26 protein-coding genes and 1 pseudogene are annotated in these 23,985 nt (G+C 75.4%); 21 read left to right on the top strand and 6 right to left on the bottom strand.

Annotation, left to right across the window (positions count from 1 at the left end):
• Positions 1 to 6 precede the first annotated feature (6 nt).
• Together FIV44_RS02585 and FIV44_RS02580 are read right to left on the bottom strand one after the other, a co-directional pair.
• A complete protein-coding gene (locus FIV44_RS02585) occupies positions 7 to 438 on the bottom strand; it encodes a CBS domain-containing protein (RefSeq protein ID WP_141003130.1) in 432 nt (143 codons plus the stop codon).
• A 10-nt stretch (positions 439 to 448) separates the two neighbouring features.
• A complete protein-coding gene (locus tag FIV44_RS02580; protein WP_141003129.1) occupies positions 449 to 1,357 on the bottom strand; it encodes an inositol monophosphatase family protein in 909 nt (302 codons plus the stop codon).
• Between the two features lie 69 nt (positions 1,358 to 1,426).
• Between FIV44_RS02580 and FIV44_RS02575 the strand changes: the two genes are divergently transcribed.
• Positions 1,427 to 1,876, top strand: coding sequence for a DUF2231 domain-containing protein (locus FIV44_RS02575; RefSeq protein WP_141003128.1), 450 nt, complete (start codon positions 1,427 to 1,429; stop codon positions 1,874 to 1,876).
• A gap of 49 nt (positions 1,877 to 1,925) precedes the next feature.
• On the opposite strand, the gene rsgA is transcribed toward FIV44_RS02575, so the two are convergent.
• Genes rsgA through FIV44_RS02555 form a run of 4 tightly spaced genes read right to left on the bottom strand, consistent with a single transcriptional unit; the run spans position 1,926 to position 5,527 of the window.
• Positions 1,926 to 2,927, bottom strand: coding sequence for a ribosome small subunit-dependent GTPase A (gene rsgA, locus FIV44_RS02570; RefSeq protein WP_141003127.1), 1,002 nt, complete (start codon positions 2,925 to 2,927; stop codon positions 1,926 to 1,928).
• Positions 2,927 to 4,225 (bottom strand): 3-phosphoshikimate 1-carboxyvinyltransferase, encoded by a 1,299-nt coding sequence (aroA, locus tag FIV44_RS02565; RefSeq protein ID WP_141003126.1) that lies wholly within the window; start codon positions 4,223 to 4,225, stop codon positions 2,927 to 2,929. The genes rsgA and aroA overlap by 1 nt, the downstream gene beginning before the upstream one ends.
• A 37-nt stretch (positions 4,226 to 4,262) precedes the next feature.
• Entirely contained in the window at positions 4,263 to 4,970 is a 708-nt protein-coding gene (locus FIV44_RS02560) for a hypothetical protein (protein WP_141003125.1), read from the bottom strand.
• A 44-nt stretch (positions 4,971 to 5,014) separates the two neighbouring features.
• Complete coding sequence (locus FIV44_RS02555) at positions 5,015 to 5,527, bottom strand: DoxX family protein (protein WP_141003124.1); 513 nt, start codon at positions 5,525 to 5,527, stop codon at positions 5,015 to 5,017.
• A gap of 60 nt (positions 5,528 to 5,587) precedes the next feature.
• Between FIV44_RS02555 and FIV44_RS02550 the strand changes: the two genes are divergently transcribed.
• From FIV44_RS02550 to FIV44_RS02460, 20 genes and pseudogenes are all read left to right on the top strand, one after another.
• Entirely contained in the window at positions 5,588 to 6,388 is an 801-nt protein-coding gene (locus FIV44_RS02550) for an SOS response-associated peptidase (RefSeq protein ID WP_141003123.1), read from the top strand.
• The gene (locus tag FIV44_RS02545; RefSeq protein ID WP_141003122.1) at positions 6,385 to 7,029 is read left to right on the top strand and encodes an alpha/beta hydrolase family protein; all 645 of its coding nucleotides are present in this window, start codon (positions 6,385 to 6,387) and stop codon (positions 7,027 to 7,029) included. The genes FIV44_RS02550 and FIV44_RS02545 overlap by 4 nt, the downstream gene beginning before the upstream one ends.
• A 91-nt stretch (positions 7,030 to 7,120) precedes the next feature.
• A complete protein-coding gene (locus FIV44_RS02540; RefSeq protein ID WP_141003121.1) occupies positions 7,121 to 7,771 on the top strand; it encodes a sigma-70 family RNA polymerase sigma factor in 651 nt (216 codons plus the stop codon).
• Positions 7,771 to 8,061, top strand: a complete 291-nt coding sequence (gene rsrA / locus FIV44_RS02535) for a mycothiol system anti-sigma-R factor (protein WP_141003120.1) — start codon at positions 7,771 to 7,773, stop codon at positions 8,059 to 8,061. Before FIV44_RS02540 ends, rsrA begins: the two co-directional genes overlap by 1 nt.
• 239 nt (positions 8,062 to 8,300) lie before the next feature.
• Complete coding sequence (locus tag FIV44_RS02530; RefSeq protein ID WP_181410945.1) at positions 8,301 to 10,067, top strand: GTPase; 1,767 nt, start codon at positions 8,301 to 8,303, stop codon at positions 10,065 to 10,067.
• Positions 10,064 to 10,372, top strand: coding sequence for a GTPase (locus FIV44_RS30160; RefSeq protein WP_181410944.1), 309 nt, complete (start codon positions 10,064 to 10,066; stop codon positions 10,370 to 10,372). The genes FIV44_RS02530 and FIV44_RS30160 overlap by 4 nt, the downstream gene beginning before the upstream one ends.
• Positions 10,297 to 10,923 carry a P-loop NTPase family protein gene (locus FIV44_RS02525; RefSeq protein ID WP_141003118.1) on the top strand — a complete coding sequence of 209 codons (627 nt, stop codon included), beginning with the start codon at positions 10,297 to 10,299 and terminating at the stop codon, positions 10,921 to 10,923. The genes FIV44_RS30160 and FIV44_RS02525 overlap by 76 nt, the downstream gene beginning before the upstream one ends.
• Positions 10,884 to 11,399, top strand: a complete 516-nt coding sequence (locus FIV44_RS02520) for a hypothetical protein (protein WP_141003117.1) — start codon at positions 10,884 to 10,886, stop codon at positions 11,397 to 11,399. Before FIV44_RS02525 ends, FIV44_RS02520 begins: the two co-directional genes overlap by 40 nt.
• 262 nt (positions 11,400 to 11,661) lie before the next feature.
• Positions 11,662 to 12,306, top strand: coding sequence for an RNA polymerase sigma factor (locus FIV44_RS02515; RefSeq protein WP_141003116.1), 645 nt, complete (start codon positions 11,662 to 11,664; stop codon positions 12,304 to 12,306).
• Entirely contained in the window at positions 12,303 to 12,899 is a 597-nt protein-coding gene (locus FIV44_RS02510; RefSeq protein WP_141003115.1) for a hypothetical protein, read from the top strand. Before FIV44_RS02515 ends, FIV44_RS02510 begins: the two co-directional genes overlap by 4 nt.
• 11 nt (positions 12,900 to 12,910) lie before the next feature.
• Positions 12,911 to 13,213 (top strand): hypothetical protein, encoded by a 303-nt coding sequence (locus tag FIV44_RS02505; RefSeq protein WP_141003114.1) that lies wholly within the window; start codon positions 12,911 to 12,913, stop codon positions 13,211 to 13,213.
• Positions 13,192 to 15,507 carry a CHAT domain-containing protein gene (locus tag FIV44_RS02500; protein WP_141003113.1) on the top strand — a complete coding sequence of 772 codons (2,316 nt, stop codon included), beginning with the start codon at positions 13,192 to 13,194 and terminating at the stop codon, positions 15,505 to 15,507. Before FIV44_RS02505 ends, FIV44_RS02500 begins: the two co-directional genes overlap by 22 nt.
• A gap of 175 nt (positions 15,508 to 15,682) precedes the next feature.
• On the top strand, positions 15,683 to 16,141 hold the full coding sequence (locus FIV44_RS02495; RefSeq protein WP_141003112.1) for a DUF2841 domain-containing protein: 459 nt from the start codon (positions 15,683 to 15,685) through the stop codon (positions 16,139 to 16,141).
• Positions 16,138 to 16,835: pseudogene (locus FIV44_RS33810) on the top strand (sugar transferase). Before FIV44_RS02495 ends, FIV44_RS33810 begins: the two are co-directional and overlap by 4 nt.
• A 227-nt stretch (positions 16,836 to 17,062) precedes the next feature.
• The gene (locus FIV44_RS02485) at positions 17,063 to 17,830 is read left to right on the top strand and encodes an ATP synthase subunit B family protein (protein ID WP_141003111.1); all 768 of its coding nucleotides are present in this window, start codon (positions 17,063 to 17,065) and stop codon (positions 17,828 to 17,830) included.
• 2 nt (positions 17,831 to 17,832) lie between these two features.
• Positions 17,833 to 18,873 (top strand): glycosyltransferase, encoded by a 1,041-nt coding sequence (locus FIV44_RS02480; protein WP_141003110.1) that lies wholly within the window; start codon positions 17,833 to 17,835, stop codon positions 18,871 to 18,873.
• Between the two features lie 7 nt (positions 18,874 to 18,880).
• Complete coding sequence (locus tag FIV44_RS02475; protein ID WP_141003109.1) at positions 18,881 to 20,221, top strand: tyrosine-protein kinase domain-containing protein; 1,341 nt, start codon at positions 18,881 to 18,883, stop codon at positions 20,219 to 20,221.
• A 199-nt stretch (positions 20,222 to 20,420) separates the two neighbouring features.
• Positions 20,421 to 22,511, top strand: coding sequence for a glycosyltransferase (locus FIV44_RS02470; RefSeq protein ID WP_181410943.1), 2,091 nt, complete (start codon positions 20,421 to 20,423; stop codon positions 22,509 to 22,511).
• A 27-nt stretch (positions 22,512 to 22,538) separates the two neighbouring features.
• Positions 22,539 to 23,105: a hypothetical protein gene (locus FIV44_RS02465; RefSeq protein WP_141003107.1), complete on the top strand. Its 567-nt coding sequence runs from the start codon at positions 22,539 to 22,541 to the stop codon at positions 23,103 to 23,105.
• A gap of 83 nt (positions 23,106 to 23,188) precedes the next feature.
• Entirely contained in the window at positions 23,189 to 23,983 is a 795-nt protein-coding gene (locus FIV44_RS02460) for a polysaccharide deacetylase family protein (RefSeq protein WP_181410942.1), read from the top strand.
• Positions 23,984 to 23,985 lie beyond the last annotated feature (2 nt).

Below are 23,985 nucleotides of genomic sequence, written 5' to 3'. Positions count from 1 at the left end.
TGTACGTCAGCTCTGGTGCACGTAGCTGTCGAGCTGGTCGCGCTCGAACTGCAGCTGGTCGATCTTGTGCTTGACCAGGTCGCCGATGCTGACGATGCCGACCACCTGGTCGCCGTCGGTGGCGGGGATGTGGCGGAACCGCAGCTCGGTCATCAGCTGCAGGACGTCGTCGAGGTCGTCGTCGGGGGAGCAGGTGCTCACCTCGGTGGTCATGATCGCCGAGACGACGTTGTTGATGACGGTGCCGTCGCTGTGGAGGCGGCGTACGACGTCGCGCTCGGACACGATCCCGTCCAGGGAGACGCCGTCGGTGCTCACCACCACGGCGCCGATGTTGTGCTCGGACAGGGTCGCGAGCAGCTCGCGCACCCCCGCCTCGGGACTGATGGTGACCACGTCGCGGAGCGACTTCGACTGGAGGACGTCGGCGATGCGCATGTGACGCAGGCTACTCGGCGTCGTCCTCGTCGTCACTGCTCTCGTCCGACACGCGGTGTCGGCGGGAGCGCAGATCGGAGACGCTGCCGGGGCCGGATCGCGGCCAGTCCGGGTCGTCGCCGCTGTCGGGGACGCTGCCGAGGAAGGACAGCGCGGCCTCGTGGAGGTGGCCGTTGCTGGCCAGCGCGTTGCCGCCCCAGGGGCCGTCGCGGCCCTCCAGCGAGGTGAACCGGCCGCCGGCCTCGCGCACGATGACGTCGAGCGCGGCCATGTCGTACAGCTCCAGCTCGGGCTCCGCGGCCAGGTCGACGGCGCCCTCGGCGAGCAGCATGTAGGACCAGAAGTCGCCGTAGGCCCGGGTCCGCCACACCCGGCGCATCAGCGCGAGCATGTCCTCGCCGAGGCCGCGGTCCTCCCAGCCGCGGATCGAGGAGTACGAGAACGACGCGTCCTCGAGCCGTCGTATGTCGGACACACGGCACTCGGTCGCCTTCATCAGCGACCGGCCGGTCCAGGCGCCCTGGCCGGCCGAGGCCCACCACCGCCGCTGCAGCGCGGGCGCGGACACGACGCCGAGCACCACCTCGTCGTCGACGACGAGCGAGATCAGGGTGGCCCAGACGGGGACGCCGCGGACGTAGTTCTTGGTGCCGTCGATCGGGTCGATCACCCAGCGGCGCTGGGAGTGGCCCGACGTGCCCTGCTCCTCGCCGGTGACGGCGTCGCGGCTGCGCGCCTTGGAGAGGGTGCGGCGGATCGACTCCTCGACGGCCTGGTCGGCGTCGGTCACCGGGGTGAGGTCCGGCTTGCTCATGACATGCAGGTCGAGCGCCCGGAACCGGGCCTGGGTGAGCGAGTCCGCGTCGTCGGCGAGCAGGTGCGCCAGGCGCAGGTCGTCGGTGTAGTCGGGGGCTGCCACGCCTGCACCCTAGTGCTCCCGTCGCGCGCGGGCCTGTTCGGGCGACCGCCGGTCGTGCAGGATGCGATCATGGAGATCAACGGCGTCCCGCTCCATCCGCTCGTCGTGCACGCGGCCGTGGTCTTCACGCCGCTCGCCGGTCTGGCCGCGCTCGGCTACTGCGTGCCTTCGTGGCGCGACCGGCTGCGCTGGCCGCTGGTCGTCCTGGTCGCGGTGTCGGTCGCCAGCGTCTGGGTCGCGTACCTCTCCGGCGAGGACCTGCGCGAGGACCGGTTCGGCACCGTCACCGGCGCCTTCGCCGAGCGGATCGACGACCACGAGGAGTGGGCCGAGCGGCTCCGCATCGGGGCCAGCGTGTTCGCGGTGCTCGCGTTCGCCACCGCGTGGCTCCACACCCGCCCCGGCGCCGCCCGCACCGTCGCCACCGCGCTGACCGCCCTCGCCGCGATCGCCACCATCGTCCTGGTCGTCCTCACCGGCGACGCCGGCGCGCAGGCCACCTGGCGCATCGACGGCTGACGCACGCCAGCGCGGCGCGAGGCACGAGCGACGCGTTCGCGCCGTCGGCTCAGTAGTCGGTGACGGAGCGGGCGGCGAGGAGGCGGCGGAAGGAGGCGACCCGCTCGGGGTCGGCGTCCCCGGAGGCGACCGCCTCGTCGAGGCCGCACTCGGGCTCGTCGTCGCCGTGGGTGCAGCCGCGGGGGCAGTCCTCGGTCATCTCGTCGAGGTCGGGGAAGGCCTCGATCAGGTGCTCGGGCTGGACGTGCGCGAGCCCGAAGGACCGGATGCCGGGGGTGTCGATGATCCAGCCGTCGCCGGCCGTGAGCGGAAGCATCACCGCGGAGGTGGAGGTGTGCCGCCCCTGCCCGGTCACCGCGTTCACGTGGCCGGTCTCGCGCCGCGCCTCGGGGACCAGCGCGTTGACGAGGGTCGACTTGCCGACGCCGCTGTGCCCGATCAGCACGCTGGTCTGGCCGCGCAGCCGGTCGTGCAGCGCGTCGAGGCCGACGATGGTGCGGTCGGGCTCGCGGCGGGTGACCTCCCACGGCACGCCGAGGGAGCGGTACGTCGACAGCAGGGTCTCCGGGTCGGCCAGGTCCGCCTTGGTGAGGCACAGCAGCGGCGTCATGCCGCCGTCGTACGCCGCCACCAGGGCGCGGTCGATCCACCGCGGCCGCGGCTCGGGGTCGGCGAGGGCGGTGACGACGACGAGCTGGGTGACGTTGGCGACGATGACCCGCTCGACCGGGTCGTCGTCGTCGGCGGTACGACGCAGGGTGCTGCGCCGCTCGGTGACCTCGACGATCCGCGCCAGCGAGCCCTCGGCTCCCGACACGTCGCCGACCACGCGCACCCGGTCGCCCACGACCACGCCCTTGCGCCCCAGCGGCCGGGCCTTCATCGCCAGCACCGTGCGGTCCTCGACGAGCAGCGTGAACCGCCCGCGGTCGACGGTCACGACGAGCCCGTCGTGGGCGTCGTCGTAGGAGGGACGCTCCTTGGTCCGGGGCCTGGTACGACGGCGCGGTCGGTCGTAGTGCTCGACGTCGTGCTCGTCGTACCGGGGCATCAGAGCAGCCCGGACCAGAACCCGGCGAAGTCGGGGAAGGTCTTGCTGGTGGTCGCGACGTCCTCGACCAGCACGCCGGGGACGGCGGCGCCGACGATCACGCCCGCGTGGGCCATCCGGTGGTCGGCGTAGGTGTGGAACACGCCGCCGGTCAGGGGAGCCGGGCGGAGGGTGAGCCCGTCCGGGTGCTCCTCGACATCGGCGCCGAGCGCGCCGAGCTCGCGGGCCAGCGCGGCGAGCCGGTCGGTCTCGTGCCCGCGGATGTGGGCGATGCCGGTGAGGTGCGAGGGGGTCTGCGCGAGCGCGCACAGCGCGGCGACCGCGGGGGCGAGCTCGCCGACGTCGTGCAGGTCGGCGTCCAGGCCCTGCAGCCCGCGCCAGCCCTCGGCCGGACCGGTGACCCGGAGGCCGGCCGCCACCCGCGAGACCGTGCAGCCCATCCGCGCGAGCAGGTCGCGCAGTGCGTCGCCCGCCTGGGTGGTGGAGAGCGGCCAGTCCCGCACCGTCACGGATCCGCCGGACACCGCCGCGAGCGCCAGGAAGGGCGCGGCGTTGGAGAGGTCGGGCTCGATCGACTCGTCGTACGCCGCGATCGGGCCGGGCGCCACCGCCCACCGGTTCGCGTCGCCGTCGTCGACGACCACACCGCGGTCGCGCAGCATCGCGATCGTCATCTCGATGTGGGGGAGCGAGGGGATCGGCCTGCCGTCGTGGCGTACGTCGACGCCCGCGTCGAAGCGCGCCCCCGCCAGCAGCAGCGCGGACACGAACTGCGAGGAGGCCGACGCGTCGATCACCACTGTGCCGCCGGGGACCGCGCCCGCGCCGTGCACGGTGAACGGCAGCGCGCCGTCGGCGCTGTCGATCCGCAGACCGAGGGCGCCGAGCGCCGAGAGGATCTCGCCGACCGGCCGCTTGCGCATGTGCGCGTCGCCGTCGAAGGCGACCTCGCCGCGCACCAGTCCCGCCGCCGGTGGCACGAACCTCATCACGGTCCCCGCCAGCCCGCAGTCCACGGCCGCCCGCCCCTCCGGCACGGTGCCGTCGAGCGGTGTCACCGCCCAGGCCTCGCCCGACGTGTCGACCCGCGCGCCGAGCGCCGTGAGCGCCTGCGCCATCAGCAGCGTGTCGCGCGAGCGCAGCGCCCGTCGTACGACGGAGGGCCCGTCGGCCAGCGCCGCCAGCACCAGCGCCCGGTTGGTGAGCGACTTGCTGCCCGGCAGGGTCACCGTGGCGTCGATCGGCTCGGTCGTGGTGGGCGCGGGCCAGAGGTCGGCGTGCGTGGCGGGAGTCGTCATCTCCCGCCGCAGTCTACGAGCCCGCGCACCGACGGTCCTATCGCAGCCAGCCGCGGACCGTCCTGGCCTTCCTGGGCTTGACGATCCGCACGCCGACGTCGACCGCGGTGAGCTCGTACACCGAGCGGTCCTCGCTGGTGCCCCAGCTGACCTTCGTCACGTGCGGGGGCCCGGTGGTCGCGACGATGACCACCATCGGGTCGACCCCGTCGCTCCCGTCGAACTGGATGCCCGGGCGGCCGCGGACGTGCCGCTCGTAGGGTTGCGCCGCGAACGCCGAGGCGTGCGCGAGCGGCACCATGGCGGCCGGCCGGCAGGCCTCCCGCTCGGCCTTGCTCGCCTTCCCCTTCACCCACCGGCCGTGCAGCCGGCGCGCGGCCCATCCGGGCGCCTGGTGCGCCTTCCAGTACTTCTTCGGCGCCTTGAGATAGGCCTTCCCGCCCTTCACGACATAGCGCACCACGAAGCCGCCCCGTCGCAGCGTCTCCGCGCAGCCCTGGGGCGTGGTCACCCGCGTCGACTGGTAGCGCAGCCGCCTGCCGACGAGGTTGGCGTCGACCGATCCCTCGTAGGACACGTCGGTCGCCGCGCCCAGCGCCGCGCTGGCCGCGGCGAACGCCTGGTCCGGCGTCATCGACTCGACGCCGTTGCGCGGCTCGTCGCGGGCGGCCGCTCTGGCGACGCCTGGCGTCGCCAGAGCGGCGAGCAGGGCGAGCACCAGCGCGCCGAGGGTGGTCCGGGTCATGCTCCGCGAACGCCCGGCGGAGCGCTCGGGTTACGGCATGAGGCTTAGTGAACCCGCGCCTTCACCTTCGCACCCACCAGCGCGGCCTCGCGGCGCGCGTCGTGGGCGGCGTGCTGGGCGCGCCACGCGACACCGGGCTTGCCCGCGGTGTCCATGGCGGCGATGAGGAGGCCGCCCGCCAGGGCGGCGTTCTTGACGAAGTGGGTGAGCTGGTCGCGGCGCTGGTCCTTGTCGGTGGCCTCCCAGAACCGGTGCCGGGCGGCGGTCGACGGGATCAGCGTCACGCCGAGCACTGCGGCGGACATCCGCGGGAAGCGCCCCGTCGCGAGCGCGAGCCCGGCGGCGATCTGGATCGCGCCGCTGGCGCGGACCCACAGCACCGGGTCGCGGGGGACCGACACGTTCTCGGGCGTCGCGTTGTCGACCACCGGGACGACGGCCTCGGTGACCGGCGCGGCCTGTTGGGCGAGCGCGGGCGCGTCCTTGAGGTCCTGGGCGCCGTTGGCCAGGAAGTACGACGCCAGCAGCGGTCGGGCGATCAGTCTGCTCAGTGCCATGGTCGGTCGGTACCCCGGCGCCGCCGGTCCATGCCGATGGATGCCGATAGATTGATCGCCATGTGCGGGCGCTACGCCTCCAGCCGGAGCACCGACGACCTGGTCGACGAGTTCGAGGTGCTCGACCCGCGCCTCGAGCGGGCGATCCCGCCGTCGTGGAATGTCGCGCCCACCGACGAGGTGTACGCCGTCGTCGAGCGGGTCCCGAAGGGCGAGGACGAGCCGGTGCGCCAGCTGCGGTCGCTGCGCTGGGGACTGATCCCGTCGTGGGCGAAGGACGCGAGCCTCGGCAGCCGGCTGATCAACGCGCGGATGGAGTCGGTCGCCGAGAAGCCGGCCTTCCGCCGGGCGTTCGCCGCCCGGCGCTGCATCCTGCCCGCGGACGGCTACTTCGAGTGGTACGAGACCCAGCAGCGCACGGCCAAGGGCAAGGCGCGCAAGCAGCCCTTCTTCATCACCTCCGGCGACGGATCCAGCCTCGGCATGGCCGGCCTCTACGAGATCTGGCGGGACCCGGCGAAGCCCGAGGACGCCGACGACCGGTTCCGCTGGACCTGCACGGTCCTCACCACCGACGCCCCCGACGACCTCGGCCGGATCCACGAGCGGATGCCGCTGCTCGTCGACGCCGGCCGGCGGCACGAGTGGCTCGACCCGCGCACGCCGGAGGACGACCTGCCCGGCCTGCTGCGGCTGCTCCGCCCGGCGCAGCAGACCGGGCTGACGGCGTACCCCGTCTCGCCCGCGGTCGGCAATGTCGCCAACAACGGCCCCGAGCTGGTCGAGCCGCTGTTGCACGAAGACGTCGAGGCCGACACTGATGCCGATCACGGCGATGACGGACAGGGGACCCTCCTGTGAGCACCGAGCGCCTCGTCGACACCGCGTACGGCGAGGGCCGGCTCGTGATCCGCCGGGCCCGGCGGCCGCTGGCCACCCTGCTCGTCAGCCACGGCGCCGGGGGCGGCATCGAGGCCCGCGACCTCGTGGCGCTCGCCGCGCAGCTGCCGGGGCAGGGGATCAGCGTCGCCCGGTTCGAGCAGCCCTGGCGCCGGGCGGGCCGCAAGGTCGCCAGCCCGCCGGCCACCCTCGACGTCGGCCTGCGGGCCGCGGCGGCCGTGCTGCGGGTCCGCACCCCGCTGGTCGTCGGCGGCCGCTCCGCCGGCGCCCGATCCGCCTGCCGCACCGCGGCCGAACTGGGGGCCGCCGGCTGCCTGGCGCTGTCCTTCCCGCTGCACCCGCCGGGCCGGCCGGAGCGCTCCCGGCTCGACGAGCTCGCCGGCGCGGGCGTCCCCACCCTCGTCGTCCAGGGGGAGCGGGATCCGTTCGGCCGGCCCGACGAGTTCCCCGACCCGCTGCCCGGCCGCACCGACCTGGCCGTGGTCCCGGGCGGCGACCACGGCCTCGCCGTACCCAAGCGCGGTCCGCTCACCGAGGACGACGCGATGGCGATCGTGGTCGAGTCGACTCTGGAGTGGATCGTGCGGGAGATCGTCGGCTGACGGGAATGCTCCCGTCGCGGGAGACGTTCGGGATGTCATGATCGCGACGCTGGAACGCCCGGAGACGGCGGGCACCGTAGGCTGGGACGCGATGACCGAGACTTCCGACCTTTCGTCCCTCGACGCCGCCGACGAGGTCGTCGACGTCGCCACGGAGACCCCCGAGGAGCGGGCCGCCCGCTTCGAGCGCGATGCGCTGCCCTTCCTCGACCAGCTGTACGGCGCCGCGATGCGGATGACCCGCAACCCGGCCGACGCCGAGGACCTGGTCCAGGAGACCTTCGCCAAGGCGTTCTCCGCGTTCCACCAGTTCCGGCCGGGCACCAACCTCAAGGCCTGGCTGTACCGGATCCTGACCAACACCTTCATCAACAACTACCGGAAGAAGCAGCGCCAGCCGCAGCAGGCGCTCGCCGGCGACACCGGTGAGGTGGAGGACTGGCAGCTCGCGCGTGCGGAGGCGCACACCTCGAGCGGACTGAAGTCGGCGGAGATGGAGGCCCTGGAGCACCTCCCCGACAGCCAGGTCAAGGACGCGCTGCAGCGGCTCCCCGAGGAGTTCCGGCTCGCGGTCTACCTCGCCGACGTCGAGGGCTTCGCCTACAAGGAGATCGCCGAGATCATGGACACCCCGATCGGGACGGTCATGTCCCGCCTCCACCGCGGCCGGCGCCAGCTCCGCGACATGCTCTCCGACTACGTCCGCACCGGCGGCGACGCTCCGCTCGAGGGAGGCAAGTGATGTCCGGCCCCACGGAGCACGAGCACGTCCACGTGTCGGACGACCCGAGCAACGCCGAGTGCGCCGACTTCCTCGAGCGCATCGTCCGGCTGATCGACAACGAGCTCGAGGCCGGCGACTGCGCCGTCGTCCGCGCCCACATCGACTCCTGCAGCCCCTGTCTGGAGCGCTACGACCTGCAGCGCACGGTCAAGGCCGTGGTCGCCCGCTCCTGCGGCGAGACCGCTCCGGCCGAGCTTCGCGAGCGGGTGCGGATCCGGATCCAGCAGATCCGGATCGAGCTGCGCTGAGCGGTCGCGCGCCCCGTAAGGGCCCGTCCAACACTTACTTGGCGTGTCCGCGCCGCCAGGGCACGCACTGGTCCGCGTTGCCGCCCCTCGGAAGACAACCCGGTATGCCGTCGGGACGGCGCCTTGCCCAGCACGCACCCTGACAACGCCTACACGCCAACTAATTCTTGGACAGGCCCTAACGGCCGGCGCAGCCGCTCGTTGCTCCGGACGTGACAGCGGTCGACACCACGACCGGGGTGACCTCTTCGCACCGGGCCGCCACGTCGGTCCCGGACCCTGCGCTCGACCGTGTCGCGGCGCTGCGTGCCGCACTCGCGGCCGCCCCGCTCCCGCTCGCCCTGCGCGGCACCGCCCCGGTGCGCGCCCAGCGGGCCGAGCTCCTGCAGCAGCTCGAGGACTACCTGGTCCCGCGGCTGGCGGCGCCGGACCGCCCGCTGCTCGTCGTGGTCGGCGGCCCGACGGGCGTCGGCAAGTCGACGCTGGTGAACACCCTGGTCGGCGAGCAGGTGTCGCAGTCCAGCATGATCCGCCCGACGACGCGCTCGCCGGTGCTCATCCACCACCCGTCCGACCGCGGCTGGTTCGGCCGCGACGGCATCCTGCCCGCCTTCGACCGGGTCGAGGAGCCCACCGACGATCCCGGGGCCCTCCAGGTCGTGCCCCATGCCGCCGTCCCCGCCGGGGTCGCCCTCCTCGACGCGCCCGACTTCGACTCCATCGACGACGCCAACCGGGTGCTGGCGACCCGGCTGCTCGCCGCCGCCGACATGTGGCTGTTCGTGACCTCGGCGGCGCGGTACGCCGACCAGCTGCCCTGGGAGCAGCTCGACATCGCCCGTGCCCGGGAGACCCCGCTCATCGTCGTGATGAACCGGATCCCCGCCGAGGACCTCGCCACGGTGTCCGTCGACCTCGCCGAGCAGCTCGAGGTCCGGGGGATCGGCCGCGGCAAGCTCGTGTTCGTCGAGCACGGCCCCGTCGAGCGGGGCCTGCTCCGCTCGCCCCAGGTCGCCGAGATCCGCGAGGCGCTCGAGGCGCTCTCCGCGTCCCCGGCGCTGCGGCACGACATCGCCCGCCAGTGCGTCGACGGCGCCGTCCGCCAGGCCGGGCGGGTGGCCCGCCGGGTGGCCGACGCCGCGGACCGCCAGGTCGCGGCGATCGGCGAGCTGTTGACCCTCGCCGACCGGACCTACGACGAGGCGCTGACCGGGCTGACGGCGGCGCTGACGGACGGGACGGTGCTGCGGGGCGACCTGCTCGGCCAGTGGCAGGACCTGGTCGGCACGGCCGAGGCGCTGCCGATGACCGAGATGGTGCGACGGGTCCGGGAGCGGGTCGTCGCGCTGCCGGCCCACCGCCAGGAGCCGCTGCTCGGCCGGCTCGAGGTCGCCCTCGACCTGGCGCTCGAGGGCCTGGTGGTCGACCACGCCGAGCGGGCGGCCGGCGAGACGGCACGGGTGCTGCGTGGCTCGGCGTACGGCGAGGCGCTGCTCGACTGGAGCGAGGAGGACCTCGCCCGCCCCGGCCGGCGGCTCGGCACCGCCGCCCGGCAGGCCGTGGCCGCCTGGCGTCGCGGGCTCGCCACGGACCCGTCCGCGCGGGCGATCGGGCTGGCGCTGGCGGTCTGCGCCGTGGCCGCGCCGTCCGCGGACCGCGGCGCCGCGCCGGGCCCGGTCGCTGCCGCGCGGACCGGCATCGTCCGGACCGCCGGCGACCTGCTGGCCGCCGAGCGTGCCCGCTACCTGGAGCCCGTGCTCGGCTGGAGCCTTACCCCCGACGCGCCCGGTCGGCTGCGCACCGCGGCCGCCGCGGCCGTGCGGCTCGGGGCCCGGCCGCGGGAAGGTCCTGAGCGATGGCCAGTGGTGGACTGGGCGCCGCGTTCCGCGGCGCGCCGGAGCCCGTCGCCCGGCGCGGAGCGGCGGTCGAGCGGCGCCTCGCCGGTCTCGACCGGGCGGTCGCCGAGGCGCGTGGCCGGCTCGACGACGCCCTCCTCGACGACGTGACCGCCACCGTCGCGCGGGCCTCGGGCCGGCTCGGGCGGTCGTCCGCGCACACGGTCGTCGCCATCGCCGGCGCGACCGGCTCGGGGAAGTCGACCACCTTCAACGCGCTGGCGGGGACCGAGCTCTCCGCCGCCGGCGCGCAGCGGCCGACCACCTCGGTCGCCACCGCGCTCGTCTGGAGCGACGAGGAGGGGACGAGGAGGTCACCGAGCTGCTCGACTGGCTCGGCGTGCCGCCCTCGGGCCGGTTCTGGCGCTCCTCCCTCGACGGCGCCGCGTCCCGCTCCGCGCTGCCCGACGGCCTGATCCTCCTGGACCTGCCCGACCACGACTCGATCCGGACCGCCCACCACCAGGAGGCGGAGCGGATCGTCGCGCTCGCCGACGCCCTGATCTGGGTCGTCGACCCGCAGAAGTACGCCGACGCGGCCATCCACCAGCGCTTCCTCCGGCCGCTGGCGGGACACCGGGACGTGACCATGGTCGTGCTCAACCACCTCGACACCGTGCCCGAGGAGATGCGCGCCGACCTCCTGCGCGACCTGCGGAAGGTCCTCGTCGCCGACGGCATGCGCGACCCGCGGATCCTCGGGTCAGCTCCCGGCACGGGCTCGGGATCGGCGAGCTGCGCACCGCGATCAGCCGGCGGGTCGAGGAGAGCCGGAACGCCGAGCGCCGCGCCGAGGCCGACGTCGCCGCGGCGACGGCCCGGCTGGCCGAGGCGGCCGGCGACGCCCCGACCGCGATTCCGGACGTCTGGGTCGCGGACCTCGAGCGACGTGTCGCGGAGGCGGCCGGCCGCGATGCCCGGGGGCCGGTGGACCGCTCCGCCGTCCATGCCGCGGTCCGGGCCCTGACCGACGAGGTCTGCCGGGACCTGACCCCCGCCTGGGCCGAGGGCATCCGCACCGCCGCCACCGCCGGGCTCGACCGCACCGACGACCGGCTGGACGCCGAGCTCGCCGCGCTCCCGGCGCCGGTGACCGGGGCGGGCACCGGGCCGTGGCGCCCGGTCCGCGCCGCCGGAGCCGTCTGCGCCGTCCTGGGCCTGCTGCTCCTCGCCGGCTCCCTCACCGGGCTGCTGGGTCTGCCCGCCGCCGTGGGCGCCGTCGTGCTTGCCGGGGGAGCGGTCGCCGCGCTCGCCGGCCACCTGGCCGGCCGGTCCGCGGACGCCCGGGCCGCCGGCCGGCCCGTCGCCGACGACCGGAGCCGCCAGGTCGTCGCCCGGGTGATGCGGGCGCAGGTGCTCGACCCGGTGCGGGCCGAGCTCGCGTCGTACGGGCGTTTCCGGGCCGGGCTCGACGCCGCCGGTGTGACTCGGCTCACGCCCTGAGCGGCGATCGGGGGAGATTCCGGGGGAGTCGGCCGGGTGACGTATCAGGTCTGAGAACACCCGGGCCGATGTTCATGACGGTCGCCCCTAGGCTCCGTTGACGGGGGGTGAGCGGACTCGGGACCCGCTCGAACCGCCCTGTTCAGCATCGCAGTGCTGGCCGGACCGCGCTCGGGATGCGGCGAGGCCGGAGGCTGCGCCCGAGAAGGGAGCGCCGGCGGAGACCCCGCCCAGCTCCTCCACCGAAAGTCGACCCACCCTGATGACGTCCCGGCCCTCCGATCCGCTCGATCCGCTGGTCCCGCCCCCACCCGGCGCTGCGCCGTCCTCCCGGGACAACGTGATCCCGCTGCGGACCCGCGGCCAGGAGGCCGTCGTGGAGCCGAGCGACGCCGAGCTGCTCGCCCGCTGCCGGCGCCGCGACGCGGAGGCGTGGAACCTGCTGGTCGGCCGGTACGAGCGGCTCGTCTACTCGGTCGCGCGCCGCAACGGCCTGTCCGCCGAGGACGCGGCGGACGTCACCCAGGGCACCTTCGTCACCCTGATCGACTCGCTCGGCCGGATCCGCGACGAGGAGCGGCTCGCGTCGTGGCTGATGACGGTGACCCGGCGCCAGGCCTGGCGGGTCCGCAACCTCAGCCGGCGCGACGTCCAGCTCGACGTCGCGCCCGAGGAGGTCGACGAGTCGCTGGAGGACTGGGCGACCGTGCTGACCCTGCACGACGCGCTCGCCGAGCTCGGTGGCACCTGCCGCAGCCTGCTCGAGGCGCTCTACTTCGACCCGGAGGAGCCCAGCTACGCCGAGATCGCCGAGCGCTTCGGGCGCTCGATCGGCGGCATCGGGCCGCTGCGGGGACGGTGCCTGGAGAAGCTCCGCGCGATCCTGACCGAGGACGGGGCGTGGTGACCCGGCGTCCGACCTTCACCGAGATCGTCGACTGGGTGGAGGGACGCCTGCCGTCCGAGCGGGCCGAGCAGGTGGCCGCCGAGGTCGCCGCGGACGACGCGTCCGCGGATGCCGCCGCCTGGATGACCCGGTTCCTGTCCGACGCGCGCCTGCTCCCGCTGGTGGCGCCGCCGGCGGCGCTCAGCGCCCGGCTCCGCGGCCTCCTCGGCGACCCCGCGCACCTCCCGCCCGAGGTGCGGTGGTCCGCGGCGCACCTGCTCTACGACACCCGGGAGCCGATCACCGGGACGCGCTCGGCGGAGGCCGCCCTCGACCACGCCCACCTCGCGTTCGAGACCGAGCACGGCCGCTTCGTCGTCGAGGTCCACCGCGCGATGCCGGGACACGTCGACCTCAACGGCCTGCTGCTCCTCGACCACGGAGCGGGCGTCGCCGACGTGACCCTCCTCGAGGACGGCGTGGTCCGCAGGCTGGCGCGCACCACGCCGGACGGCCGGTTCGAGCTCACCGAGGTGCCCGACTCGATCGACGAGCTGCGCATCGTGGTCCGCGACACCCGGATCGCCGCGGCCCTCGACCTGACCCGCGGCTGAGCCGGCACGCCATGGTCGCCGAGCTCATCGAGGATCGCGAGCACGCCCTCGCGAGCCTCATCGACGAGGCCGCACGGGTACGCCGCAGCGACATCGCCCGCTGCATCGAGCTGCTCGACCGGGCGGCCGCCCTCGTCGACCGGCAGCAGGACCACCTGCACGCCGGTCGTCTCCACGCGATCCGGGGCGAGGTCGAGCTCACCCGGGGCGACCTGCTCGGCGCCATCACGGCGTACCAGCTCTCGCGGATGGCCTGGCTCGCCGCCGGCCGCGCGCTCGAGGCCCGGGGGCCATGCTCGGCCGGACGGCGGTGATGCTCGCCGCGGGCGAGTACGCCGACGTGATCCTCCTGGTCGGCCGGATCCTCAGCGGCATCGAGCGGGGCAGCGTCACCGACGAGGAGCTCGCGACCCGGCTGCACCTGACGGCGCACCAGCAGCTCGGCAGCGCCCACGCCGCCACCGGCGACCTCGCGGGTGCCGTGCGGCACTTCGACCTCGCCGACGACCTCGCCCGGCGCCTCGGCGATCGGTACGAGGTGGCGCAGGTCGCGCTGCGCCGCGGCCGGGTGCTGGTCGCCGACGGCCTGGTCCACCAGGCGCTCGAGCTGCTCTGCGACGCCCGGCAGCAGGCGCTGCAGGAGGGCGCGGCGCACGCCGCGGCGGCCGCCGTGGTCCCCATCGCCGAGGCGCTCGCGGCGGCCGGCAGCCCGGTGTCCGCGATGGAGCTGCTGGAGCGGATCGGCCCCACGCTCGAGCAGCTGGGCTGCGGCGTCGCCGAGCGGGACCGGGCGCTCGCGGAGGCGCTGTTGAGCGCGGGCCTCGCCGAGGAGGCCTACGAGCGCGGCCTGGCCGCCCGCGACGCGTTCCGGGACGCCGGCCGGATGGCGGCCTGCGCCCGCGCCGAGCTGGTCTGCGCCGCCGCCGCGCTGCGGCTGGGCCGGGCCGACACCGCCCGGCACGCCCTGGTCGCCGCCGAGCAGCTGGCCACCGCCTGCGGCGACGTCCTCTCGCGCGACGAGGCCCGGCTGCTGCTGGCCCGGATCGCCTGCACGGAGGGGAGCGGCGACGCGGCGGTCCTGCAGCTGGGACGCGTGCTGCAGGACGAGTCGGTCGCCGACACCGCCCGGGTGCGGGCCACCCTGCTGATGGCCCAGGCGCTGCGCGACCCGCAGGAGGCCGAGGCCCGGATCGCGGTCGCCTCGGCCGAGGTCGACCGGCTGGGCCGCCCGGAGCTGCGCCTGGAGCTGCGGATCGTCCGCGCCCGCCGGCTCCGGCAGGCCGGGAGCACCCGGCAGGCCGCCGAGGAGCTGCGCGCCGCCTGCGCCATGGCCCACCTGCTCACCCAGCGGCCCCGGGCGGGAGGCGGCCACGGCGGGCTGCTCGCCGAGGCGAGCGACGAGCTGATCGACCTGCTCGTCGAGGACGGCGGCCATGCCGCCCTGATCGAGGCCTGGCAGCGGGTCCGGGCGGCCAAGGCGTCCGCCTTCTCCGCCCTGCGGGCCCACACCCACGGCTGGCACGTCGACGAGGCGGCGGTGTCGGCGATCGACGTCGACAGCCTCATCGCCGGCGCCCGGCGCGGCCTCACGGCGGGAGGCCAGGTCGCGACGCCGGACCTGCCGCCGGTGCCGGAGGGGCCGGTCGTCGAGTACTACGTCACCGGCGCCGACGTGATCGCCTTCGTGCTGCGCGAGGGCCAGGTGCACGTACGCCGCCTGGGCGGCGCCGCCCCGGAGACCGCCCGGCTGGTGTCGGCCTGGCAGCAGGAGTGCCACCTGGTCGCGGTCCTCGGGTCGGGCGCCGCCGCCTCGCCGTCGCTGGACGCGCTCTACGACCACCTGGTCCTGCCGCTCGCCGACCTCCTGGCGGACATCGAGCTCGAGCCGCTCGAGGTGGCCGCCCACCGCCACCTGCTCGGCGTCCCGTTCGATGCCCTGCTCGACGTCGGCGCGTCCTGGCGGCGGCAGCTGACGCCGCCGGAGCTCGCCGCCCCGATGCCGGCCGAGCCGGCCGAGCCGGCCGAGTCGGCCGCCGCCGGCGAGCTGCGGGTGCTCGTGCTGGCGGCGCCGGACGAGCAGGCGCCGGCGATCGCCGCCGAGGCGGAGATGATCGCGGCGACCCTGCCCCGCTCGGAGGTCCGGGTCGGGGCGACGGCGACCGCCGACGCGCTGGCGGGCCGGATCGGCTCGGCCGACCTCGTGCACGTGGCCGCGCACGGCCGGTTCCACGCCGGGAACCCGCTCTTCTCCGCCCTGCGGCTGGCGGACGGGTGGCTCACGGCCGCCGAGCTGGTCGACGGACGGTTCGACCTGCGCGGCCGGGTGATCGTGCTGAGCGCCTGCGGCTCCGGCCGGGCCGCCGGCCACCTGCTGCGGCCGATCGGACTGGCCTGGGCCTGCCTGAGCGCCGGCGCCGACGGCGTCGTGGCGTCGCTGTGGCCGGTCGACGACGAGGTCACCGTGACCCTGATGACCCACTTCTACGAGCGGATCGCGGCCGGCGACTCGCCGCGGACCGCGCTCGGCCGGGCCCGGCACGCGGTGGCGCGGACCCATCCGCACCCCTACCACTGGGCCGCGTTCCGGTACTTCACCCCGGCCGCCTGACGGCGTCGACCCGGCCGCCCGGCCCGGGGTCCGGAGCCGTCGTACGACGGCTCGCCAAAATTCTCCGGCCCGCATGGATCAGCGGGCGATCCTCCCTGCACCTGTGCTGTGTGACCCGGCAGTGGTTGTCGGTCTCCCCGTCACCACACCACGACCAGTACAGGAGCGGCGCCCGTTGCCCACTACGCCCGAAGGCTCGACGCAGCAGCACGACACCGAGCCGAACCCTGCCCCGGACTGGCCCGCGTTCCTGCCGCACCGGGAGATCGACCATCTCCTCGAGCGCCTCGAGCACGCCATGGTCGTCGATCCGACCGAGGCCGCCCGGCTGCTGCGCCTGGTCGCCAAGGAGGTCCAGCGGCTGCGCTCGATGGCGCTGCGGCTGACCACCGAGAAGCTGGCCGAGGCCGACCGCGAGGCGCGGGGGATCGTCACCGAGGCCCTGGGCCACGCCGACTCCATGCGCAACGCCGGGCTGGGCGTGCTCAACGCCCGCCTGGACGAGGCGGACCGGCTGATGGCCACGGTCCGCGAGGCCTTCCGGGTCGAGCTGCGCGCGGCGGAGTTCGGTGAGTTCGCCCGGACCTACGCCGCCCGGCCCGACCCCGACGACGCCGACGGGACGAGTCCGTGAGCGCACTGCCCGACAACGCACAGGTCCTCGCCGACGGGCGCCGGCGCCGGGAGGCGCCCGCCGTCGTCCTGGGCTCGGCCGTGCCGGTGCTCGGCCACGGCCGGGTACGACGCGCGCTGGACCTGAGCGTCGCCACGCTCGCCCTGGTGGTGCTGCTGCCGGTGCTGGCCGTCGTGGCGGTGCTGATCGTGGCGACCAGCCGCGGGCCGGTCCTGTTCCGCCAGGAGCGGGTCGGCCACGGCGGGCGCCGGTTCGTGCTGGTCAAGTTCCGCACCATGTGCCGGGACGCCGACCAGCGGGCCGACGAGGTGTTCGCGCAGGCCGACGACGGCTCCGGCCCGCTCAACAAGCTGCACCGCGACCCGCGGGTGACCCCGTGGGCCGGTGGCTGCGGAAGTCCTCCCTGGACGAGCTCCCGCAGCTGTGGAACGTGCTCAACGGCACCATGGCGCTCGTCGGGCCGCGGCCGACCACCCCGCGGGAGGTCGCCCGGTTCGAGGCGCGTGAGCACCGGCGCTGCGCCGTACGGCCGGGGATCACCGGCCTCGCCCAGATCAGCGGCCGCAGCGACCTCGCGTGGGACGACGCCGTCGCCCTCGACCTGGAGTACATCGAGCGACGCTCGCTGGCACTCGACCTATGGATCCTCCTCCGCACGCTCCCCGCGGTCGTGGGCGCGCGGGGCGCCTACTGACCCCTTCAACCGATGGAGACCAACATGTTCAACCGCGCTCGCAACAGTGGGGACCGCGCCGCCCAGGCCGCGGCCGCGTTCGACGACGTCCTGGCGGAGCTGGAGGGGGTGAGGTCGACCCCGACGCCACGCCGGACGAGGAGGCGGCGCCGGCCGAGTCCCCCGAGTCCCCCGAGTCCCCCGAGTCCCCGGAAGCGGCCGCACCCACGCCCGGGCGGCCCGCACCCGTGCCGCCGGTCCTGTCGGTCACCGAGCACGCCGAGACGCTGCGCGCGACCCGCGACGCCCAGCAGCAGGCGCAGGAGATGCTGACCATGGCCGCCCAGGCGCGCAACGACGCGACCGAGCAGGCCGAGCAGATCGTGGTCGAGGCCCGCGACGTCGCCGAGCGGGTGCGCGCCGAGGCCGTGGCCGACGCCGAGCGCTCCCGCTACGAGGCCATCGAGTGGGTCAAGGAGCAGCGGGCCCGGGTCGAGGCCGCCACCGACTCCCTCACCAAGGAGGCCGAGCGCGACGCCGACAGCATCCGCGCGGAGGCGATGCGCTCGGCCATGGCCGAGGCCGAGCAGACCGCCCGGCTCTACGTCGGCGAGGCCGCCGCGCGCGGTGCCCGCGACGCGGAGGAGATCCGCGGCCGGGCCCGCGAGGTGCTGCACCAGGCAGCGGACCTCGGCGCCGGCATCCAGTCGTCGATGGCCGACATCGCGCGCGCCCTCGACATCGCCATGGCCACCGTCGAGGACCGGCTGTGCGCGATCGATGCCCTGCTGGAGGAGACCCGCCGCAACCCGCCGGCCACGCCCGTCGAGCCGGCCGACGAGGACCTCGCGGTCGACGAGCCCGCGGGCGACGAGCCGACGGTCGACGAGCCCGGGGCCGGCGACGAGCAGGACCCGTCCGTGGAGACCGCGACCGGAGAGCGCGCGGAGCCGGCCGGGCGCTCCGAGGGCCGCCAGCTGGGCGCCATGTTCCGCGCCGAGGGGTCCGAGGCCTGATCATGCGTGTCGTCCATCTCGTCGAGTCGGTGGGGGGAGGAGTGCTGAGCTCGGTCCTCACCATGGTCGACGCGACCCCGGACATCGAGCACCACCTCCTCACCTGGCCGCGGCGCGACCACGCCGACACCGGCGATGGACGGCACCTGTTCGGATCCACGAGTTCCCTGTCGCGGCGCCCGCTGTCCGCGGTGCGCGGGCTGCGCGCGGCGGTCGACCTGCTGAGCCCCGACCACCTGCACGCGCACTCGTCGTACGCCGGGATGCTCGCGCGGTCCGTCGAGCTCGGCGTCGACGTCGTCTACAGCCCCCACTGCTTCGCGTTCGAGCGGCGCGACATCGGCACCGTGATGCGATCCGGCATCCGGCGCGTGGAGCGCTCGCTGATCCGCCGTACGGCGGTGCTGGTCGCCTGCTCCCCGCACGAGGCGGCTCTGGCCCGCAACCTCGGGCACCGCCGCGTGGTCACCGTGCCCAACCGGGCGCTCACCCCGCCCGACGCGCGCGCCCGCCACGCGGCGTCCCCGCGGATCGTGACCGTCGGCCGGGTCGGTGCGCAGAAGGACTGGCGCCACCTGCTGGCGGCCAAGCGGGCCTTCGACAGCGCTGGCCTCGTGCCCGCCCGGTGGGAGTGGCTCGGCGGCGGCGACGCCCGGGCGGAGGCCGAGCTGCGCGACGGCGGGGTGGCCGTGTCCGGCTGGCTCCCGCGCGAGGACGTCGTACGACGGCTCGCGTCGGCCCAGGCCTATGTGCACACCGCGGCCTGGGAGGGCGCGCCGGTCAGCATCATCGAGGCGGCGGCGGTCGGCCTCCCGATCGTGGCCCGCCGGATCCCGACGCTCGAGAGCCTCGGCGTCCCCGGCCTGGCCGCCACGCCCGAGGACATCGCGCTCCGCCTCGTCGGCCTGCACGAGCCCGGCCTCTGGGCGGCCGAGCAGCAGAGCTCGCTCGCCTTCGCCGCCGAGCACTCGGTCGCGGCCCAGCGCCGCCGGCTCGACACCGTCTACCAGCACACGCCAGCAGCAGCACTGATCCCCAGTTAGGACAGCCATGTCGACGACATCCCTGGACCCGATCGAGCATGTCGGGCCGCGCCCGATGACCGTGCGGGGCGGGCTTCGCGCCACCGGTGCCCTGCTGTGGCGCCGCAAGTGGGTGGTGCTGCTGGTGTTCGCGCTCGTCGCGAACGTCGTCGCGGCGGGCCTGGTGCTGGCCGAGCGCGAGTACACCGCGTCCGCGCGGATCGCCGTGACCCCGAAGGCCGACCTCGCCCCCTCGGCCGCGAGCTACTCCGACCTGCTCGGCACCATCGCCGACGTCGCCGAGTCGCGCCCGCTGCTCGAGGAGGTCTCCGGCCGGGTCGCGGACCGCTCGAGCGCGCGACTCGCCGACGAGGTGAGCGGCAAGGTCGTCGAGGGCACCGTGATCGTCCAGGTGTCGGTGCACGACACCGACCCCAAGAAGGCGGCCCAGATCGCGAACCTCGTGGTCGAGGCGCTCCCGCTGCACGACCCGAGCAACGGCTCCTTCGACTACCACGTGACCGAGGACGCGATCGTCCCCGACACCTTCAGCTCGCCCAACATCCCGCTGACCAGCCTCGCCGGCATCGTCCTGGCCGCGCTGCTCGCCGTCGCCGCCGCGGTCGTGGCCGACCGGATGTTCCGCACCGTCACCGACCCCGACGAGATGGGCGAGGTCTCGGAGACCACCGTGCTCGGCGTCATCCCGAAGCCGGCCGACCCCGCCGGCGTACCCGCCCTGCGGTTGGACGCCGAGGAGTTCCAGTCCATCCGCGCGTTGCGGATCGCGGTGGAGTTCGCCAGCGCCGAGGACCCGTGCCGGCTGCTGGTCGTCGCCTCGGCGAGCGGGTCGGACCCGTGGGCCGGGTGGACCGAGGTCAACCTGGCGACGGCCCTGGCCGAGGTCGGCCACCGCGTGCTCGTCATCAACGCCGACCGCGACGGCGACGTCCACCCCGCGCTCGAGGAGCCCGGCGAGCCCGGCCTGTACGACGTGATGGCCGGCAGCTGCACCCTCGAGGAGGCCGTGATCGTGGGCCCGACCCCGCAGGTGCACGTGCTCCCGCTGGGCCACGCCCACCTCGCCGCCCCGAGCCTGCTCGAGATGCGCTTCCGCGGCCTGCTCCAGGAGACCGAGGACGCCTACGACGTGGTCATCGCGCACGCGCCGCCGGTGTCCGGCTCCGAGGACGCCCGGATCATGGCGATCCACGGCGCGATGCTCCTCACCGTGCCGTCGGGCCGGGTCCACCCCCGGTTCGTGCGCCGCGCGGCCGAGCACCTGCGCGGCATCCGGCTCCGGATCCTCGGCAGCGTGCTGCTCGGCGTCCGGCCCACCCGCCGCCGCCGGCGCAGCCGCCCCTTCTGAGCCGCCCCTTCTGAGCCGCGCATCCGAGCTGAGAACCATCCGAAAAACCGGTCCCGCGACGGATCACGGCCGCCCCCGCGCCGCACTAGAGGGATGACCGGCGGACCCGACCGCCGTCCTGGCCGAGACGAACCGGAGGAACGAGATGTCCCAGCGCCGCGGAGGCACGCCGCACGGCGACGGGCGGTCCCGTCTCCGGGTGACGGTCGTGCAGGCGGGGGGCGTCCTCGGCGGTGCGGAGCGATGGCAGCTCCACCTGGCCGACGCCACCGAGCGCCTCGACCTCGGCCTGATCGCGCTGGGTGCCGGGCCGACGGCCGCCCAGTGGGAGGCCCGCGACCGCCCGGTGGTCGTGCTGCCGGACGAGCGCTCGGCCGCCGGCCTGCTGCGGACCCAGGCCCGCATCCTGCCCCACCTGCGCCGGATCCGCCCCGACGTGGTGGTCGCCCACGGCGTCAAGGCCGCGCTGGTGACGGCTCCGGCCGCCCGGTCCCTCGGGCTGCCCGTGGTCTGGGTGCGCCACGACGCGTCCTTCTCGGGCCGCCTGGTCGGGCTCCTCGACCGGATCACCGACGGCCAGGTCTCGACCAGCTCCTGGCTGGTCGAGGGACGCGACCCGCGCAACGGCCTGGTCCTGCACCCGCCCCGGATGCCCGCCCCGCTGACCCGGGCCGCGGCCCGGGAGCGGCTCGGCGTCCGGATCGACGAGGACCGCCTGCTGCTCGGCATGGGCGCGCGGATCACGGCGTACAAGGGGATCGACGACGCGGTCCGCGCCCTGGCCGAGCCCGGCGGCCACGGCTGGGACCTCGCGGTCGCGGGCCTTGCGGATCCGGCCGATCCGGGGGAGCACGCACGCCTGGTCGCGCTCGCCGACGAGCTGGGGCTCGCGGACCGGGTCCGCTTCCTCGGCGACGTGCCGGAGTTCGCCCGGGTGGTGACCGCCTTCGACGCCGTCGCCGTGTTGACCAAGCCGACCCCGGCCGAGCCCTGGGTCCGTGAGGCGTTCGGGATGTCCGCGCTCGAGGCGGCGACCGGCGGCGTGCCCGTGGTCGTCGTGCCGCCGGTGGACGACATCGCCGGCGACGGCGCGGTCGTCGTGCGCCCCGGTCGCCCGTCCGAGGTGGCCGCCGCGCTGGCGACGCTCGCCGACGACCGCGCGCGGCAGCGGCTCGGCGCCGCCGCGGCCGACCGCTCCCGCGACTTCCCGGACGCCGCCGACGCGGCGGACCGGCTGGTCGACTTCCTCGCCGAGCTGGCCCACCGCCCCGGCGTCGGCCGCGCCCCCACCGGCCCGGCCGTCAGCGTCGTCACCACCGTCCTCGACGACCGGGACGCGGTCGTCGCGCTGCTGGGGGCGCTGCTGCCCCAGCTCGGCCCCCGGGACGAGCTGGTCGTCGTCGACGGCGGCTCGACCGACGGCACGACGTCCCTCGTCGCGGGCGTCGCGGACCGCGACCCCCGGGTCCGGCTCCTCGTCGAGCCCGGTGCGGGCATCTCGCGCGGACGCAACGTCGGCATCGAGGCGGCCGCCCACGACGCCGTCGCCTGCACCGACGCGGGCTGCGTCCCGGCGCCCGGGTGGCTCGCGGCGCTGCGCCGGGCGTTCGACCGGCATCCCGACGTCGCCCTGTGGACCGGCACCTACAGCGTCGCCGCCACCCGCGTCTGGGAGCACGCCCTCGCGGCCGTGGGGTACCCGGTCGTCGAGGAGCTCGCCCGGCCGACCCCGCTGGTGCGGGCCTACGGCCGCTTCCTCGGCCGCAGCTTCGACCCGACGATGCCGACCGGGCGCTCGGTGGCCTTCCGCCGCGACGCCTGGCGCGCGGCCGGCGGCTTCCCCGAGCACCTCGCGACCGGCGAGGACGTCCTCTTCGGCCGCGCGGTCGTGGCCGCCGGCGGCCGGGCCGCGATGGTCCGCGACGCCGAGGTGGTGTGGGCGCAGCGCCCGACCTTCCGGGCGAACCTGACCATGTACCGGCGCTACGGCGAGGGCAGCGGCGACTCCCTCGACCGGCGGCTGCTCGGCCGCGACCTCGCCCGGGTGGCCGCCTACGGCACCGCGGTCGTCGTGGCGGCCCGGGGCGGCCCGCGCGCCCGCGTGGTGGCGGGCCTCGGTGCGGCGGCGTACCTCTCGCTGCCGGTCGCCCGCGCCCTGCGCAGCCCCGCGCCCCTGCGCACCGCGGCGCTGGTCCCGGGTGTCGCGGCGGCCCGCGACCTCGCCAAGGCGTACGGCGCGGTGTCGGCCACCCTGCGCCACCGCCGAGCCCGTGGCGTGACGGCGCCCTGACCCCCGAGCACGAGGAGACACACGACCATGGTGACCACCGAGGGGCAGTCCCGACGGCAGCGGGAGCAGTGGCGCTCCATCGGCCTGCTGGTCGGCGGGCTGGCGCTGTTGGTCACCTTCGGCGTCCAGCTGATCCTGCTGATGCCCACCCAGTACACCGCCACCAGCGCGATCGCCCTGCGGCCGCTGACCGCCGAGCAGTCCGCCGACAGCATCGAGATGCAGGCCCACGAGTACGGCGTCGCGCTCGGCGCCAAGGAGAGCGCCGCCCGGGTCGCGGACTCGGTGACGTCCTCCGACCACCGGCCCGAGGTCACGGTGACGACCACCCGCGACCCCGGCACCTCCACCGTGCGGATCGCCGCCACCTCGACCGACGAGGACGTCGCGATCGACGTCGCCAACGGCCTGGCCGCGCGGGCCGAGCAGCTCGGCGAGACCGACGAGACCGCCAAGGTGGTGGTCGTCGTCGAGGCCGGCCGGGCCGGCGTGACCTCGGACCCGCCGCGCACGCTCTACCTCGCGGCCCTGCTCACCCTGGCCGGCCTGCTGCTGGCCGGCGGAATCTACCAGATCAGGCAGCGTGTCCCATGAACACCCCACCGAATTCTTCGCTCTCCCCCGTTTCGCGCCTCCGGCGAACAACTCGCCGGGGACCCCGTTCGAGCGCGCGACGGGTGCGGGTGCTGATGTACCACGGGATCGAGCGGGTCAGCTCCGCGCGCGACCCCTACGGCATGTTCGTCGCGCCGGACGCCTTCCGCCAGCAGGTCGAGCACCTGCTGGAGGCGGGATACGTGCCGATCGACGAGACGACGTACGCCGCCGCGCTCCGCGGTGCCGACGTGCCGCGGAAGGCGGTGCTGATCACCTTCGACGACGGGTATGTCGGCGTCGGCGAGCACGCCGCGCCGATCCTCGTGTCGCTCGGGGTGCCCAGCGTCCTCTACGTCCCCGCCGGCCTGGTCGGCGGCCGCTCGGACTGGCTGGCCGCGCGCTACCGGCACCCGCTGCTGTCGGCGGCCGAGCTGCGCGAGGTGTCCGCCGCCGGGATGGCGATCGGCGCACACGGCTTCGACCACGCCGACCTCACCCGGCTCGGCGACGCCGACCTGCGCCGCCAGGTCGTCGAGACCCGGGCCGAGCTGGCCCGGGTCGTCGGCCGGCCGGTGCGGTCCTTCGCCTTCCCGTACGGCGCCCACGACGCGCGGGTCCGGCTGGCGGTCGAGCGGGCGGGCTACGACCACGCCTTCGCCGTCCACGACGCGGTGCCGGGGTTCGCCAACGGGCGGGTGGACGTCAACGCCACCGACACCCTGCGGTCCTTCCGGATCAAGCTGCACCGGCACTACCCGCGCGCCCGTCTCGCGACGGACCGCGTCCCGCTGCTCCGCCGCAAGGCGCACGACCTCGTCGGACGTGCGCCCCGGGTGGAGTGCGACACCCACGAATCGACCGGAGGTGCACGATGACC

It is taken from the genome of Nocardioides humi (assembly GCF_006494775.1).
Lineage (GTDB): Bacteria > Actinomycetota > Actinomycetes > Propionibacteriales > Nocardioidaceae > Nocardioides > Nocardioides humi.
The sequence above is the reverse complement of the archived record's forward strand: the minus strand, read 5'-3'. Positions and strand labels throughout refer to the sequence as shown.